The following is a 16973-nucleotide window of genomic DNA, read 5'->3' as shown; positions in this document are numbered from 1 at the left end:
ATGGCTGGTCGCCGTCGGCGCCGATGGTCGCGGTTCCCAATCCGCTGCGGGCGGGAAATTTGCGGCGCGGCGAGTCGTTGCTTGCCGGCAAATTCACGGTTGCCGGCCGGATCATCGAGAATGAAGCGAGCGAAGCTCTGGCGCTCGCCCCGCCGACTGCCGATTGGGCAAGCTATATCCATGGCTTTGCATGGCTGCGCGACCTCGCGGCAATCGAGGGCGGCGAGGCGGAGAGCATGGCTCGCCTTCTCGTCGACAGCTGGGTGCGCATGAACGTCCGCAGCAAGGCGTGGACATTGCCGCTCGCGTCAACCCGCCTGATTGCCATCCTCAGCGACGCGCCCCTCCTTCTGGGCGGGGCTGACCGCAGCTTCTATACGCGATTTCGTCACATGATCGCCGATCATGTGGCCTATCTGCGCAACGGGGTTTGGCTTGGGCTTGCAAGTTCAAGCCGCGACGAGATTCTGGCGCTTGTCGCCGTCACCCAGGCACACCTCGTCATCGACCCCCTGCCAGCCTCGCTTGCCTATTTCAGCAAAAAGCTCGAGCGTGTGCTGGGTCGCGATCTCTATACCGATGGCGGTCATGTGTCGCGCAACCCCGAAGCAGTGCTGGAGTTGCTGGTTGCCCTCATTCCCCTGCGCGATCTTTATGTGACACGCGAAGTGCCGCCACCGAGCGGGCTGCTGCTGGCGGTCGAGCGCATGCTGCCGATGCTGCGTTTCTTCAGCCATCCCGATGGGGCGCTGGTGATGATGAACGGCATGGGGCCAACTGACAGCGAGACGCTCGCCAATGTGCTGGGAAGCGATGATGTAGGGGGGCGCCCGGCGCTCGAAGCGCAGGGTTCGGGCTATCAGCGTCTGGAAGCACCCGGCGGTGCCCTCATCCTCGATTGTGGCTTTACGCCACCGGCGCGCAATGCGGCGGAGGCGCATGCCGGCACGCTTGCCTTCGAATTTTCAGCCCAGGGTGAAAGGCTGGTCGTCAATTGCGGCATTCCCGCTTATCAGCGCGCGCCCTGGCGCCATTTCACGCGGCGCACAGCCGCCCATTCGACATTGACCGTCGATGACCGGACCTCAAGCCGGATCATCCGCTTCGCCGGGCGCGAAATTCTTGACGCCGGTCCGACCCATATTCCCGTCGTCAGGGCCAAGGATGGCGAAATCACCATGGTGTCGGCCTCGCATGATGGCTACGCCAAACTCTTCGGCCTCATTCATCAGCGCACCCTGTGGCTCGCGCAGGACGGGCGGCGGCTCGATGGCGAGGACCGGCTGGAGGCGCTGAACGCCTGGTCGGGACGAAACACCCATCCCTTCGCCATCCGCTTTCATCTCCATCCCGATATCCGTCCAAGCCTCGCTGATACCGGTGACACGGTCATTCTTGCCACGCCTGGCGGCAGTTACTGGGCGTTCAGGGTGCCTGGCGGGCGGGTGGAAATCGAGGAATCCGCCTTTCTCGGTGAAATGGGCCGCGCGCCGCGCAGTGCCCAGCTGGTTATTCGTGGCGAAAGCGGGCGCGATGTGGCGATCTCATGGTTTTTTGCACTGCTCAAGGCCGGATCGGCGAGCTAGCTGGCAGCAGCCGGGCGCCCGGTTTGCAACCCGATGACAGCGTGTTAGCGACACAGGATTGGTGAAAGAGGTGGTGATGGCTGATGATTTGGTTGCGCTCAGGCGGGCGATCTTGTCGGTGTCCGACAAGAATGGCCTGCTGGCATTGGCGCTGGGTCTGTCGCAGCGGGGAGTCGAGCTGGTATCCACGGGGGGCACGCGCCGCGCCCTGATTGAAGGCGGGCTCAGCGTTGCTGATGTGAGCGACCTCACCGGGATGGCTGAAATGATGGATGGACGGGTGAAGACCCTGCACCCGGCGATCCATGGCGGCCTGCTGGCAAGACGCGGGCAGGCCACGCATGAGGCAGCGATGGTGGACCACGGGATCCGCCCCATCGATCTGGCCGTGATTGATCTTTATCCTTTCGAGGCGACGCTGGCACGGGGCGCGGCCTATGACGACATCGTCGAGAATATCTACATTGGCGGGCCGGCAATGATCCGCGCCGCAGCCAAAAATCATGACCATGTCGTCGTTTTGACGGATATCGAGGATTATCAGGCACTGCTAGTGCAGATGGATGCCCATCATGGCAGGACGAGCCTCGTCTTTCGCAAGGAGATGGCCGCCAAGGCCTTTGCCCGCACCGCCCATTACGATGCGCGTATCGGCGAATGGATGCATGCGGCGCTGGGCGTCACAGAGCCTTCGCGCCGCGTTTTCGGCGGGCCGCTGATCCAGAAATTACGCTATGGCGAAAATCCCCACCAGCAGGCAGGCTTCTACCGCACTGGCGAGGTTCGCGCCGGGGTGGCAAGCGCCATCCAGCTCCATGGCAAGGAGCTGTCCTACAACAACCTCAACGATACGGACGCTGCGTTCGAATGCGTCGCTGAATTCGACGCTGCCAGCACTGCGGCGATTGTCATCGTCAAGCATGCCAATCCGTGCGGCGTGGCGCAGGGTGCTACTTTGGCGGAGGCCTATCAGCGGGCCCTTGCCTGCGATCCGGTCTCGGCCTTCGGCGGCATCATCGCCGCCAACCGCCCGCTCGACGGCGCGGCGGCGAGCGCCATGATCAAGATTTTCACCGAGGTCATCATCGCGCCGGGTGCTGATGAGGAAGCGCGGCGCATCATTGCCACCCGCAAGGATCTGCGCCTTCTGATCACCGATGCGCTTCCCGATCCCGCCGCCGCCGGCACAAGTTTCAAATCGGTCGCCGGCGGCATGCTGGTGCAGACGCGAGATCATCTCTCGGCGCAGGCCGATGGGCTTAAAGTCGTGACGAGGCGCGCGCCAACGACCAGTGAAACGATCGATCTTGTGTTTGCTGCCCGCGTCGCCAAGCACGTGAAATCGAACGCTATCGTCTATGCGAAGGACGGCGCGACGGTCGGCATCGGCGCCGGGCAGATGAGCCGGGTTGATTCGGCCCTGAGCGCCGTTCGCAAAGCGCGCGATGCGGTGAGCGCGGCTCGTGACGAGGCGTTGTCAACGCGCGGGTCTGTTGCCGCATCCGACGCCTTCTTCCCCTTCGCCGACGGGCTTGATGTCCTCATTCAAGCGGGCGTGACAGCCGTCATCCAGCCTGGTGGATCGATCCGCGACAAAGACGTGATCGCTGCTGCCGATGCCGCCGGGCTTGCCATGGTCTTCACAGGCACCCGTCACTTCCGGCATTGAGCTGACCCGGTCGTGTCAGTTCCCGGCGAGATCCCCCAGCAGACCGGCGGCGACAGCAAGCTTGGCGACCGACAGATCGCCGCCTCCGGCAATGTCGCTCACGGCATTGTGGGTGCGTTCGACCGCCGGGCCGGTGCGTTTTGCCCAGCCTGCCATACCGCCGGCTTTCAGCACCGCGGCCGCGATGCGCCGCGCGGCGGTTGAGAGATCCGACAAAGCGCGATCAAGCGCCAGGCGGCTGTAGTAATCCGGGGTCGCCAGCGTTCCGGCGCGGGCAGCGATCTCACCCAGACGGAAATGGGCGCTGACGGCAAAGAACGTGCGCGCGGCCACGTCCAGATCCTTGCGGGTTGCATCGGCAACCAGCACGACGTCGGGCATAAGGGCAAGGTAGGGCAAGGCGGCGAGCCGTGCAGCGAGCACGGGCGGCACGTGATAGCCGACCAGTTCCGCCTTGCGGGCACTGAACCGCTCGGCATCCGCCTCGGGCAGAATTTTCGCAAGAAAACCAGCGCCCGCATCAACCGCCTTGCCGAAGCGGTCGATCACAATCGTCAATCCCCTGTCGAGCGCAGCGTTGCGCAGGAACCAGACGATGCGATCGATCATGACGCTTTGAATGTCGGCATAAAGGCCGAGTTGCAACTGGCCGGGGATGATCGTGTCGAGACGATCAATGTCGGTGTTAAGAGCCGTGAACTTGAAGGAATCGCGCACTGCAGCGAAGGCTGCGGCGATATCGGCAGCGCTGGCACCGGTCTGGTCGACGATCCGCGGCACCAGCGTTGGCCCTCCGCGATTGATGATCGAGTTCGACAGCATGGTGGCGATGATTTCGCGACGCAGCCGGTGACCTTCAATGAAGCTTGCGTAGCGCTGCGTGAGGTCAACGGGAAAATAACGCGCCAGCTCCTTGCCAAGATAGGCGTCATCAGGCACCGGGCTATCCAGCAGACGGTCAAAGAGCGATAATTTGGCATAGGCCAGAAGCACCGCGAGTTCAGGCCGCGTCAGCCCCTTGCCCTGTCTCGCGCGCTCATCGATCACCCAGTCCTGCGGCAGGTATTCAACGGCCCGGTCGAGCCGTCCCTCCTGTTCGAGATTGCGCATCAGGCGGCGGGCAAAGCCAAGGTCCTCTGCACCACGCCGCTCGGCCAGGGAGAGCGCGAGCGATTGCAGGTAGTTGTTGCGCAGCACCAGCGCGCCAACTTCATCGGTCATGCTGGCCAGAAGCGTGTTGCGGGTCTTCTCGGTCAATTTGCCCGCACGCACGACCGCTCCCAGCGCGATCTTGATGTTGACCTCGACGTCGGAGGTGTTGACGCCGGCTGAATTGTCGATGGCGTCGGTATTGAGCCGGATACCCTGACCTGCCGCCTCGATGCGGGCACGCTGTGTCATGCCGAGATTGGCACCCTCGCCGATCGCCTTGCAGCGCAAGTCAGTTGCAAGGATGCGGATCGCATCATTGGCGCGATCACCCGCTTCCTCATTGCTCTCGCCGGCGGCACGGATGTAGGTGCCGATACCGCCAAACCACAGGAGGTCAACGCGGGCGCGCAGGATGGCGGTCATCACCTCCTGGGGGGTCGCCTCCGCCTTGGCGATATCAAGCAGCGCGCGGATTTCCGGCGACAGCGAGATTGATTTGGCGCTGCGCGGAAAGATGCCGCCGCCCGCACTGATGAGGCGCTTGTCATAATCGGCCCATGAGGAGCGCGGCAGATTGAACAGACGCTGGCGCTCGGCATGGCTTTTGGCCGGGTCGGGGGACGGATCGAGGAAGATGTCGCGGTGGTCGAAGGCGGCCACCAGCCTGATCTTGGTTGACAGCAACATACCGTTGCCGAAGACGTCCCCCGACATGTCGCCCACGCCGGCGACGGTGAAGGGTGTTGACTGGATATCGACATCGCCTTCACGGAAATGGCGCTTCACCGCTTCCCAGGCGCCACGCGCGGTGATGCCCATTTTCTTGTGATCATAGCCAACCGAGCCACCCGAGGCGAAGGCATCGCCCAGCCAGTGGTTATAGCGCGCCGAAATGGCGTTTGCCGTATCGGAGAAGGTGGCGGTGCCCTTGTCGGCTGCAACCACGAGATAGGGATCATCGCCGTCCCAGCGGACGATATTGGGGCGGACAACCGTCTTGCCGCTGACATCGATATTATCGGTGAGGTCGAGGAGGGCGGCGATGAAATCCTGATAGGCGCCCGTGCCCTCGGCAAGCCAGGCCTGGCGGTCCGAGGCTGGTGGCAAATGCTTGGGAACAAAGCCGCCCTTGGCGCCGACGGGAACGATCACCGCGTTCTTCACCTGCTGGGCTTTCACCAGCGCCAGGACCTCGGTGCGGAAATCCTGCGGACGGTCGGACCAGCGGATGCCGCCGCGGGCGATCTTGCCAAAGCGCAGGTGAACGCCCTCGACGCGCGGCGAATAGACGGAAATCTCCACCAACGGGCGCGGGGCTGGAAGCTGATCAAGCTTCTGCGAATCGAGCTTGAAGGCAATCGTCGCCTTGGGCAGGCCGTTGTCGTCGAGCTGGTAGTAATTGGTGCGCAGCATCGATTGAATGACGTTGAGGAAGCGGCGCAGGATGCGGTCCTCGTCCAGGCTGTCGACATGGGCAAGTCGACCCAGAATGCGCGCCGTGATCGCCTCCTGGCGGGCTGAGCGGGCGTTCAGGCTGGCGCCGGGCAGCGGCCCGAAGCGGGTTGAAAAGAGCGCGACGAGATCGGCCGCAACGACCGCATGCTTGACCAGGGTCGCCCACATATAGTCCTGAGAATAGAGGAGGCGTGCCTGCCGCAGATAACGGGCAATGGCGCGCACAAGCGCAATCTCCCGCCAGGAGAGGCCGGCTGTCACCACCAGTTCGTTGAAGCCATCACTTTCGGCGCGACCCTGCCATACAGCCATGAACAGGGCTTCGAGCTTGTCATAATATGGCGCGAAGTCGCTTGTCTGGTCGCTGCCGCGCGACAGGCGCACATCGTGAAGCGTCACCGGGTCCTTGGTGTCGCCCTGCGGCATGATGTCGACCGAATATTCCTCGATTGACTTGAACCCCATCGCTTCGAGCAGCGGCACGCGCGTTGACAGCGCGATCGCCCCGCCGCGATGGAAAAGCTTCAGGCCAAGCTCGTGGGCAGGCGCGCCGTCCGGCTTGTAGAAGCTGATCGCCAGTTCCCTGCCCTCATGCAGACGCTCGAGGATACGGATATCGTCGACCGCTTCAGCGGGCGTATGGATATCGCTGTAGGCGGCACCGAACGCATCCTGATAGCGGGCGCGCAGGGCGCGGGCCCGGGCTGGCGGGTATTGCGCCATGAGATCGTCGGCGAGGCTGTCACGCCAGGTTTTAAGGATCGCCGAGATCGCCGTCTCAAGTGTACCGGCATCGCTGGTGGTGAACGGCACATCGCGCCGGCCGATAATGAAATGCAGTCGGGCGAGCGGGCCTTCGGGATAATCGGCCGTCCACGATGACACGCGCCCGCTCAGCCGTTCTGCCAGCATCTTGCCGATCTCCAGGCGTGTCGTTGTCGTGTAGCGGTCACGCGGCAGGTAGACGAGGACAGACTGGAAGCGGTCGAATTTGTCGGCACGCAGCAGCACGCGCACGCGCGGGCGCTCATCGAGCTGGAGAATGCGCTGGGCGAAGGTCGACAGCGTTTCCTCGTCGATCTGGAACAGCTCATCGCGGGGAAATTGCTCGATAATGTTGACCAGCGCCTTGCCCGAATGGCTCTGCGGATCAAAACCGCTCTGCGAAATCACCTTCTCGACCTTGCGCCGCAGATAGGGGATGGCGTGAGCGGCGCCGGTATAGGCGGTTGAGGTGAAGAGGCCGCAGATACGCAACTCGCCGGTGAGATTGCCCTTGGGGTCGAAAAGCTTGACGCCGACATAATCGAGATGGGTGCGGCGGTGCACACGCGAGCGCAGATTGGCCTTGGTGATGATGAGCGAGCGCGGCTGGCTGAGGAAATCACGCAATTCAGGTGTCATCGTCACCGGTTCGCGGCCCCGTCGCAGCAGGCCGACGGCTGGATCGCGCAGCAGGCCAAGGCCACTATTGTTCATGGGCGCAAGCTTGCTGCGCGCACCGCGGCCATCGACGACGTATTCGCGCAGACCAAGGAAGGTGAAATTATTGCCGATCAGCCATTCGAGAAAATGAATGGCCTCGCTCAATTCGCCGACCGGCAAGGGTGGTGGTACGCGTTTGAGTTCTTCAACGACGCGCTGGACGCGACCCATCATCGGCTTCCAGTCGGTGACGACAAGGCGCACATCGCGCAGCGTGGTTGCCAGCTCATCGCGCAGGCGCGTCAGCGCCGCCTCGTCAAGGCGCTCGATATGGAGATGAATGAGGCTTTCCTGCCGGATATCGGGCGTCTCGTCATCGCTGCCGGCAAGCCGCTTCAAAACGCCTGATTCGCTGCGTCCAACGCGCAGAATAGGATGCACAACAAAGCGGATTTCATGGCCTGCTTCCGTGATCTCGGCCATCAGCGAATCGAGCAGGAAGGGCATGTTGTCGTTGAGGATCTCGATGACCGTCACCGCCGCGAGCGGGCTGCCCTCGGCTCCGGTGTTGAAAACGGAAATCACCGGCTTTCCAGCCGTGCGCTTCTTGAGATTTCGCCAGCTGGTGGCGATGAGGGAGGCGAGGTCCTGCGGCGAATAAACCAGGATGTCTTCGGCCGCAGCTCTCTTGAAAAGCGTTCGGACAAAGGCTGGCGGGGCGTCGCACAGCTTTGCGGCCAACTTGCTGCTGTCGGCGATCAGTTTGACCTTGCTTGCTTCGTCGTCCCGCATGGGAGCCTCCCCTGATATGGCCGTGCTCGCTTCGACAAATGGCGGCCTTCTGCTAGCTCTAGCCGAGAAAGACGGCAGCGGGGAGAGGAAGATGACGGATTCGCAGGATGTAATTGCCCTTGAACTTGGCGGCCAGGCGGCGCTGGATGCCGACATGGAGGGTTATTTCGCCAAGTGCCAGGAGAAACTGGGCTTCATTCCCAATGTTCTGCAGGCCTATGCCTTCGATCTGCAAAAGCTGAAAAATTTTGTCGCTTTCCACGACGAGCTGATGATCGGCCCATCGGGCCTCAGCAAGCTGGAGCGCGAAATGATCGCGGTCGTCGTATCAAGTGCCAATCATTGCTATTACTGCCTGACGGCGCACGGGGCTGCAGTGCGGCGGCTGGCCAAATCACCGGCGCTCGGCGAACAGCTGGTGATGAATTATCGCGCCGCCGACCTTGAGCCGCGCCAGCGTGCCATGCTCGATTTCGCGTGGAAGCTCAGCAAATCACCCGAGTTGATCGAGGAAGCGGATCGCCAAGCGCTTCGCGCTGCCGGCTTCAGCGATCGGGATATCTGGGATATGTCTGCCGTCGCCGGTTTCTTCAACATGACCAACCGTTTGGCAAGCGCAAGCGACATGCGCCCGAACAAGGAATATATGACGATGGTGCGTGATTGAGACAACGCGGCCGCCACGGCGCGGTTGCCTTGGCGGCGATAGACCTCTAATCAGTCCCGCCGTCTTGCCGGGGCTGAACGGGATTTTTGCTTGAACGCGCCTGACCGCCAGATCTCACCGCCCCTCACCCGCGTGGAAGCGGCACGGCAACGTTGGGCGCAGCCCATCGACAGCCCGGGGCGGCGTATCCGCGCCTGGCTCAGCCTGACATTCGCTGATCATGGCTTCATCCGGCCCGTCTACTGGAATGTCGCCAAAGTAGGCGACAAGGTTGTCCGCGGTCCGCAGCCCAACCCCGTGCAGATAGCCTATCTCAAATGGCGCTATGGCATACGAACGATCGTCAATTTGCGGGGAGCGACTGAATTTGGCTCCTACGCGCTTGAGCGGGAGGCCTGCGAGCGGCGGGGCATCAGCCTCGAGAACTGCATTCTATGGTCGCGCGACCCGCCGACCCGCGAACAGATTCATGCCTTCAAAGCGATCATCGAGCGGATTACCTATCCCGCCCTCTTCCATTGTAAATCGGGGGCGGATCGTGCCGGTATCGCCTCGGCGCTTTATCTGATCCTGCGCGAGGGAGTACCGGTCGCAGCCGCAGCGCGCCAATTATCAGGAAACGGCCATATGAAGGCCGGGCCGACAGGTGTGCTCGATGCGTTCTTCGCGCGCTATCTCAGCGACACGCACGAGCAACCGATGGACTTCATGCACTGGGTTGACACCGTCTATGATCAGAAGGCGTTGAAGGCCTCCTTCAAGCCAGCCGCCATCGGCAGCTTCATCGTCGACAAGATCCTGCGGCGTGAATAGGCGTCAGTCGATGCGAAACTGCAGGCGATGGAACGCCGCGTAAGCGCCATCGGCGGCAAGCAGCGTCTCATGCGTGCCGCTTTCAACCACCCTGCCCTCATCAAGCACGACGATGGCATCAGCATCACGTATCGTTGCCAGACGATGGGCAATAATGAGCGTCGTGCGCCCGGCGGTCAGTTTCTTCAAGGCATCCTGCACCAATTGCTCGGACGCAGCGTCAAGCGCTGATGTCGCTTCATCGAGAAGCAGGATCGGCGCGTCCTTGAGAATGGCACGGGCCAGCGCCAGCCGCTGACGCTCGCCGCCTGACAATCGGGCGCCGCCCTCGCCGAGCGGTGTCTGATACCCTTGCGATGATGCCATGATGAAATCATGGGCTGCCGCGGCCCGTGCGGCCGCTTCGATATCCGCCATCGCCGCGCCCGGTCTGCCGAATGCGATGTTGGCGGCGATGGTATCGTCGAAAATCACCGCGTCCTGGCTCACCAGCGCAATCTGCGAGCGCAGGGAGGCAAGGGTTACCGCCATGACAGCCTGTCCGTCGATGGTGATCGAGCCGGCGCTTGCATCATAAAGGCGGGGAATAAGATTGAAGATCGTTGATTTGCCCGCGCCCGACCGACCGACGAGGGCAAGCGTGGTGCCGCCTGGAACCGCAAACGACACATCATCGAGTGCCTGCGTGTTATCGGCGAAGCGATGCGAGACGGCGGAGAAAACGAGGCGTCCGTCGCTGATCGCCAACGGTCGGGCGCCTGGCGCGTCGGTGATGGCTGGCGGGCGATCAATGAGCTGGAAAATACGGTCAAGCGCGGCACTGCCTTCCTGCAAAACGGCGTTGATCGACCCCAAGGAGCGCATGGGCTGGGCAGCGATCAGCAAGGCAGAGACAAACCCGGTGAATTGTCCGATCGTCGATCCGCCTGACGACAGACGCCAGCCGATGAGAATGAGGATGCCCGCCACCGCAAAGCCGCCCAGCGCCTCAAGTATGGGCTCGACGCGTCCAAACTGATTGGCGGCGCTCACGCGCAAATGATGCAGAGCCTCGAAGGAATCGCGGGCACGATGATCGACATAATCCTCCAGCTGGTAGGTTTTCACCATGCGGGCGCCGGACAGGCTTTCGCCGATGATCCCGGCCATCTCGCCCATGCGTTCCTGGGTACGCCGCGCGGTGCGGCGCAAACGCCGGCCGATTTCCGCGACAGGCCAGGCGGCAATCGGCAGGATGAGCAGGCCGACAAGAGATAATTGCCAATCGAGCCAGAACATGGCGCCAACGAGCCCGATGATCATCAGCACGTCGCGAACGAGGCTGGTGATGGTGCGGCTGACGGCATTCTGCACAAAGACGAGGTCGGTCGAGAAGCGCTGGGTCAGGGCGTTCGTCCCCTCGTGGCGCAGATCAAGCAGGTCAGCGCGGATGAGATGCCCGAACATGGCGATCTGCAGGTCACGGACAACGCGGGATGCAACGAGGTTGGTGAGCGCGTTGTGGGCGTAGAGGCTGATGCCCTTGCCGCTCGTCAGCATGATCACCCAGAGCGGCGTGAAGAGGAGGGCTGACGCATCAGCCACGGCGACGCGCTCGAAGGCCCAGTTGATCAGCAGCGGATAACCCGACGTGCTGGCGGCGACACCGGCAATGGCCACCAGGTTGAGAGCAATCCACCCGGAATAGGGTTTCAGCCAGCCATGCCAAAGCCGGCGCAGGGGCGCAGTGGGTGAGGCTTTGTCGGCGGCTGTCGGCGTCATCGCTGCAGGATGCCCTCAAAGGTATAAGGAAGCACGCGCTTTAGCCGAAGCGGCGCCAGCGAACAACCACGCCAGCGCTGGAAAGTGGCGATTGCAACGCATTTGAATGAACGGGTTAGATCAGCTTTAGGGCGCAGCTGGTTTAACCAGGGCTTCAACCTGCGCTTTTCCGCAAGGAAGGATACCTTGTGTCAATGCACCAGATGGATATGACGCGCCTGACGCTGTTGGCGATTGCCGAGGCCGACCAGCTCGGATCCTCGGCGCTGGCAACAACGCCCCCGTTATTCGATACACCTGCCGCAACCACCGCCATCCATCAGCTTGACGCTGCCGGTGCCATCGATATCGTTTTGCATTCTGACTGGGATGGCAATCGCTCGTGGCGTGTCAGGCACATGACCGACCCGGGGCGCGAGGTGGCGCGGCTTATCCGCGACCAGGTTATCTGGAATCGCCTCAAGGTCGATTTGTTGCGATCAGGCGACCCGTTCACACTGCTTGTGAATACCTACAGCGATAATCTCGCACTCACCATGGCCCCCTGACGGAAGCAATCGCGAGGCCTGGCGTCCGATCACCGACCTCAGCCGCCATGGCAAAAACTAGAACGTATAGCCGATCTTTACGCCGGCATTGTTGATGCCGACATTGCGCCGGCAGAATCCTGCATTCGAACCGTGATCGAAGGAGGCGACAACTTTCCAGTTATCGGCAAATTTGTAGGTGAAGGCGAAGGATTCACGAAAAAGGAGACTGCAACCCAGGGCAAGCTGGTTTGATCCGACCCCGGGATTGTTCGGCCCGTCATGGACGAGAGCGTTCCAGCCCAGTTCAAAGGCAAAACGATCATTGAAGTCGAAGGTCCAGACGAGACCGGCATAAGCCTGATTGCGGAAACGGTCGAGGTTGATGTTGCCACCGGCGACGAGGCGCGGGCGAATGACAAAATCAAGAAAGGGATTGCCGGAAGCGTTTCCGTAGCGCGGGCTGAGGATTTCGAGATTGATGTCGGCGCTCTGCTCGGCGCGGTGCAGCAGGGAATGCGCGATACCGCCGAAGCGGGCCTCGAAGCCGGAAAAGGGCGATAGCGCGACTGGCGCCGCCGGTGGCGGCGCAGGCGTGGTGTTCAGAAGGTCGGCTGCATGAACTGGGCGCCCAAAGACCATCAGCTGGCACATCAACAGAACCGCAAAGGCTGTCTTTTTCATTGGTTGCGTATCTCTATCCTGAACTTTGGCCCTGAACCTTGGCACGACGACAAACCAAATGCGGTGATCCGGCTGATCCTTTGCTCATGAAAAAGCACTTTTAGTAGATCGCGCCGGCAACGCAAGAGCAATATGCGCTTTAGCGCCTTCACGGTATGCCGGTGTCGCTGTCAAGCAACACGCCGCTTGAGATACGGCCAGGCTGACCAAACAGCCGGGCTCCGGTCGCGATTTGCCGCCCTTTTTGTTGCGCCGAAGGCTCGATTCATTGTGCTTATTTTGCAACAATTCGCACAAATCTTCCGTTACGTCATAGGTGTGGCATTTCTTGCGCGCTCAATTTACGCTCGTAAGTTGTTATAAATTCTTCAAACTTTTCATCACTTCGACGTTGACGACGATTTCAGCAGTTTTTCCGCGCCTGCCCGGGCGTTTACAATTTCGTAAGAAACGAGGCAATTTCCCCGGATTGGAGTATGGATTTACGAAATTTGTATGCGATCCGATCCATTGCGGTCTTTTTTGCAGGCCGAGACGGTTTCGAAGAGTTTTGAAATGTGTCGATCCGCTTCATCCGGAGTTTTGGTGGTCATGGTGATTGCAAATTTCAGGCAGGGTGGGGGACGGCGCCGGTTCGGTCACCGAAACTGGCTTGTGGCCGGCCTGTGCGCCGTTGTTGCCACGATATCCTCTGCGCAGGCGCAAACGGCCACGGCCCCGCCATCGCGCGAGCAATACGAACAACTCTTTCTGATCACGCTGAAAAACCCGTCGGATCTTGACGCGTCGTTCAGGTTTGCCCAGGTGGCCGCCGCGCTTGACGAGGACGAAGCGGCGATTGGCGCGCTTGAACGCCTGCTCTTCTACAATCCGAAATTGTCGCGCGTGCGGCTCGAACTCGGCGTTCTTTATTACAAGCTCAAAGCCTACGGCCAGGCACGCGTCTACTTCACCAGCGCGGTCGAGGGCGAGGGCGTGCCGGAAGAAGTGCGCGCGCGCGCCCAGGCCTTCATCCAGGAGATCGATCGTCGCGATAATCCCAGCCAGTTTTCAGGCTATTTCCAGTCTGGCGCGCGCTATCAGTCCAACGTCAATGCCGGGCCATCATCGCTGAACGTCAGAGCGCTTGGCTTTGATGCCGTGCTCAATCAGCAATTCGGCCGGCGCAATGACTGGAACAGTTTTTTCCTCGGTGGCGTGCGCCATGTCCAGACCATCGAGAACGGGCGCGGCGACACGCTCGAGACGACAGTGTCGGGCTATATCTCACGCCAGAACCGCAACCCTGAATTCGATATCGGTCTGGTTGAGATTACCTCCGGGCCACGCATCAATGTGGCACCCGATGTTTTTCCCGGTGTGACGGTGCGCCCCTATGGGCTGGTGAATGTGACAAGTCTCGGCCGCACGGGCTACCAGACGGCGACCGGCTATGGCGCGGCCATCACCATCCCGACGCCCTGGGTGAGCTTCGAAGCGGTGGGTGATTCGCGGCGTCGCGCCTTTGAGAATTCAAACAAATTCCCGGTCGCTGGAGAGCAGACGGGCGTGCTGTCGACGGGGTCGCTATCGGCTCTCGTTCCGGTCGTCGACGGGCTCAGGGTGTTTGGTCGTATCGCTTATGCCGATAACGCGACGAATTCGCTCTTTGCCTATAATGCTTTTGTCCAGCAATCCTATGATATCGGCATTCAGTGGGAGTTCCGCGCGCCGTTTATTGATGCCCCCTTGCGCTGGACATTGACACCGACTGTCGGCCAGATCTGGACACGATACGGGCTGCCCAACCAGCTGATTGATCCGGCGACCAACCGTCGGGATCGCGAATTCCGCGTCGGTCTGTCGCTTGATGCGCCGCTTACTGAAAATCTCGGGTTTGCGGCTCAGGTCTTGTTGCAGAACAACGCCTCCACCCTGCCCAATTTCCGCTACCACAATTGGACGGTGGTGGTCGGTCCGACGTTACGGTTCTGAGGGGAAAGACGATGGCAAGCTCATCCATGATTAAAACCCGTCACGCCGTTCTCCTGATGGGGGCGAGCGTGTGTGCGCTTGCCAGCAACGGGTTGGCACAGAATGTCGGCACCACCGGCGCGGTCAATCCGCTCACCCAAAGCACGCCGCCGGGCGGTGGGACAAAACAGGTGACGCTAGGCAGTCAGGTCATCTTCAAGGAGCGCTTTGTCACCTCAGGCGCAGGCTCGCTGCAGCTGGTGTTTCTTGATAAATCGACGCTCAATATCGGCCCCAACAGCGATGTTGTGATCAATGAATACGTCTATGATCCAGCAAAGCGCGACGGCAAAATGAGCATCGGCCTTGCCAAGGGGGCGCTGCGCTTCGTCGGCGGGCAGATCAGCCATAATGGCAATGCCGAAATCAAGACACCGGTCGCCACCATCGGCCTGCGCGGGGCGGTCGCCACCACGTCGTTCAACCCGCAGAGCCAGACGCAGACCACGTCCAGCATCGTTGGCTCTGCGACCGTCACCGGCCTTGCCGGCGGCACGGTGACGATGGTGCAGGGCTATACGACAACCGTTGGCCAGGGCCAGTCGCCCTCGCAGCCAACACGCACCCCCCCGCAGGTGCTGGCAACCGCAACCGGCCAGACGACGAGCCAGTCAGGACAAACAGGCGGCAGCGCCACGCCCCCCAGCGACACCACAGCCAACACGCAGCTGGCAGGCGATCGCTCGCAGTCAAATGTGGTGCTGTCGACGACACAATCGACCAATCAGGTGGCGCAGCAAACCGGCTCCACCAATCAAAGCGTCACCGACACCCGCCAGTCAACGCAGGTAACATCGACGACGACAGCAGCAGCGCCACTTGTTCAAAACATCCAAGCTTCTCTTGCCCCGCGCGCCCTCGCCTACAGTGTGAGTGCGGGAGCTGGGTCCTCTGTCCCTTATCTGACCGCGCTTTTTGTCGGCCCAACGCAAGTTACCACCACGCCCCTTCTTGGTTACAGAGTTGGCGGTGCTGACAATTTAGCCTCCAGCGAAACCATCCGCACCCTGCAGGTCGGCTTTGGCATCACCGGGCGCGGCGCAGCGCAGACCTCGGTGTTCTCGGTCGTGACCGAAGCGTTCTTCACGGCAGGACAGGAAACGATCTATAATGGCGGGATTCAAGCGTCTTCGCGGCAATCAGCAACACAACGAGCAGCCTTCGCGGTTTCAGCTATCTCGTCTGTTCCAGGAAGCGTGCAATTAGCGAGCGATGGCAGCCGCATTCCCGTATCTTTGACCATTGATCAAAACGATTACAATCGCGCCAACCAGCCCGTTGCCGATGTTGCCTCCCAGTTCGGTGGTACCATACCTGGCAATGGACAAAATTATACCTTCACTCAATCAGTTGCTTCGACCTCGGTTCCCGCCAGCCTTGGAGCAAACCGACCAAATCTGTCGCTCGCCGGCTATGCGGGCGGAATCCTGGAGACGGGAACATTTGATGCCTCGGGCAATCGCATCGCCACGCAGTTTGTGACTGTGACGGGACGAAACGGAGATGGCAGCGATGTTGCGCTCGTTTTAGATGGCGGCACATCGCGCGCCTCGGCCGATATTCAACTGGCCAGCCGTACGGCTGGCTCTCGGTTGGTGAACGGCACCTATCAATTTGGCAATCTCAACACGACACAGGCAGCGCGCAGCACCTATATCGACACAAATACCTTTGCCCTTCGTGATCGCACGGTCCGCGATCCAAACACAACGGCCCCCCAAACCGATTCGCCGGCCCCTTACATCAGTTCCACCGGCAGTGGCACCTATCGAAACATTCAATCGGGATTGACCAGCTGGGATACGATCACCGGCACCAATCCGGCAGCGGCACAGGCTGTCATCGCCGCGACCGACATCACGCCTTGCCAGTGCGAATTCACCAAATGGGGCTTCTGGTCAACTCGCGCGGTCCGCGACAATGCTGGTGGCGGCAATGATCAGGAGCGCGGACATCTTCTGACGTGGGTCGCCGGACAATTGTCTGATCGCTCGCTTATCCCGACGACCGGCAGTGCTACCTATAACGGCCACATCATCGGCAACGTGCAATTCGGACCAGGCAGTACCAGCGCGCCTGTGACCAATACGGGCACCAATTACGTCGCGGGCGGCACCTTCAATCATACCGTCAATTTCGGCCAGGGAACGGGCAGTCTCGCCTTCACCTTCGACCAGCGCAATTATGCCGGGACGAGTACGCTGAACTCAGCCAACCGGGCCAATTTCAACGGCAGTTTCGCCACGAGTGGAAGTCCTGTCCCTGCCAGCGGATCGCTCCAGGGCTCGTTCTTCGGCCCCAATACCGGGGCTGGCACCGCACCGCTTGAACAGGGCGGACAATTTACCATCACCGGCACGCCGCCAAGCGGGCCGGGGGTTTACAACGCCGCCGGCATCTTTGCGGCGCGGCGCTAGACGGCGCGCCCT

Annotated in this window: 10 protein-coding genes; 7 read left to right on the top strand and 3 right to left on the bottom strand. The window is 61.3% G+C overall.

Annotated features, from left to right (window positions below):
- Positions 1 to 1586 (top strand): heparinase II/III family protein (locus ACINK1_RS01560; RefSeq protein WP_395759944.1); only part of this gene is annotated, 1586 nt, incomplete at its 5' end.
- A gap of 76 nt (positions 1587 to 1662) precedes the next feature.
- Positions 1663 to 3255 carry a bifunctional phosphoribosylaminoimidazolecarboxamide formyltransferase/IMP cyclohydrolase gene (gene purH / locus ACINK1_RS01555; protein ID WP_395759943.1) on the top strand — a complete coding sequence of 531 codons (1593 nt, stop codon included), beginning with the start codon at positions 1663 to 1665 and terminating at the stop codon, positions 3253 to 3255.
- A 15-nt stretch (positions 3256 to 3270) separates the two neighbouring features.
- Here purH and ACINK1_RS01550 read toward each other — a convergent pair whose 3' ends face one another.
- Positions 3271 to 8079, bottom strand: coding sequence for an NAD-glutamate dehydrogenase (locus tag ACINK1_RS01550; RefSeq protein ID WP_376802291.1), 4809 nt, complete (start codon positions 8077 to 8079; stop codon positions 3271 to 3273).
- Between the two features lie 91 nt (positions 8080 to 8170).
- On the opposite strand from ACINK1_RS01550, the gene ACINK1_RS01545 reads away from it, so the two are divergent.
- On the top strand, positions 8171 to 8746 hold the full coding sequence (locus ACINK1_RS01545; protein WP_376802293.1) for a peroxidase-related enzyme: 576 nt from the start codon (positions 8171 to 8173) through the stop codon (positions 8744 to 8746).
- Positions 8747 to 8836: 90 nt separating this feature from the next.
- Positions 8837 to 9559, top strand: a complete 723-nt coding sequence (locus ACINK1_RS01540; protein ID WP_376802295.1) for a tyrosine-protein phosphatase — start codon at positions 8837 to 8839, stop codon at positions 9557 to 9559.
- A 3-nt stretch (positions 9560 to 9562) separates the two neighbouring features.
- Here the strand turns inward: ACINK1_RS01540 and ACINK1_RS01535 are convergent, their stop codons facing one another.
- On the bottom strand, positions 9563 to 11320 hold the full coding sequence (locus tag ACINK1_RS01535) for an ABC transporter ATP-binding protein (RefSeq protein ID WP_376802297.1): 1758 nt from the start codon (positions 11318 to 11320) through the stop codon (positions 9563 to 9565).
- 194 nt (positions 11321 to 11514) lie between these two features.
- Between ACINK1_RS01535 and ACINK1_RS01530 the strand changes: the two genes are divergently transcribed.
- A complete protein-coding gene (locus tag ACINK1_RS01530) occupies positions 11515 to 11868 on the top strand; it encodes a hypothetical protein (protein ID WP_376802914.1) in 354 nt (117 codons plus the stop codon).
- Between the two features lie 57 nt (positions 11869 to 11925).
- On the opposite strand, the gene ACINK1_RS01525 is transcribed toward ACINK1_RS01530, so the two are convergent.
- Complete coding sequence (locus ACINK1_RS01525; protein ID WP_376802301.1) at positions 11926 to 12531, bottom strand: acyloxyacyl hydrolase; 606 nt, start codon at positions 12529 to 12531, stop codon at positions 11926 to 11928.
- Positions 12532 to 13122: 591 nt separating this feature from the next.
- On the opposite strand from ACINK1_RS01525, the gene ACINK1_RS01520 reads away from it, so the two are divergent.
- Positions 13123 to 14505, top strand: a complete 1383-nt coding sequence (locus ACINK1_RS01520; protein WP_376802303.1) for a hypothetical protein — start codon at positions 13123 to 13125, stop codon at positions 14503 to 14505.
- 11 nt (positions 14506 to 14516) lie between these two features.
- The gene (locus ACINK1_RS01515; protein ID WP_376802305.1) at positions 14517 to 16961 is read left to right on the top strand and encodes a FecR domain-containing protein; all 2445 of its coding nucleotides are present in this window, start codon (positions 14517 to 14519) and stop codon (positions 16959 to 16961) included.
- The last annotated feature ends 12 nt before the right edge of the window (positions 16962 to 16973 follow it).

It is taken from the genome of Raskinella chloraquaticus (SeqCode), from assembly GCF_021731865.1.
Lineage (GTDB): Bacteria > Pseudomonadota > Alphaproteobacteria > Rhizobiales > UBA4765 > Raskinella > Raskinella chloraquaticus.
Note: the sequence above shows the minus strand (reverse complement) of the source record. Positions and strands in the feature narration are given on the sequence as shown.

Excerpts from the sequence above, each read along its gene's own strand:
- purH (WP_395759943.1), top strand. The coding sequence starts at position 1,663 with ATGGCTGATGATTTGGTTGCGCTCAGGCGGGCGATCTTGTCGGTGTCC.
- ACINK1_RS01550 (WP_376802291.1), bottom strand. The coding sequence starts at position 8,079 with ATGCGGGACGACGAAGCAAGCAAGGTCAAACTGATCGCCGACAGCAGC.
- ACINK1_RS01545 (WP_376802293.1), top strand. The coding sequence starts at position 8,171 with ATGACGGATTCGCAGGATGTAATTGCCCTTGAACTTGGCGGCCAGGCG.
- ACINK1_RS01535 (WP_376802297.1), bottom strand. The coding sequence starts at position 11,320 with ATGACGCCGACAGCCGCCGACAAAGCCTCACCCACTGCGCCCCTGCGC.
- ACINK1_RS01530 (WP_376802914.1), top strand. The coding sequence starts at position 11,515 with ATGCACCAGATGGATATGACGCGCCTGACGCTGTTGGCGATTGCCGAG.
- ACINK1_RS01525 (WP_376802301.1), bottom strand. The coding sequence starts at position 12,531 with ATGAAAAAGACAGCCTTTGCGGTTCTGTTGATGTGCCAGCTGATGGTC.
- ACINK1_RS01520 (WP_376802303.1), top strand. The coding sequence starts at position 13,123 with ATGGTGATTGCAAATTTCAGGCAGGGTGGGGGACGGCGCCGGTTCGGT.
- ACINK1_RS01515 (WP_376802305.1), top strand. The coding sequence starts at position 14,517 with ATGGCAAGCTCATCCATGATTAAAACCCGTCACGCCGTTCTCCTGATG.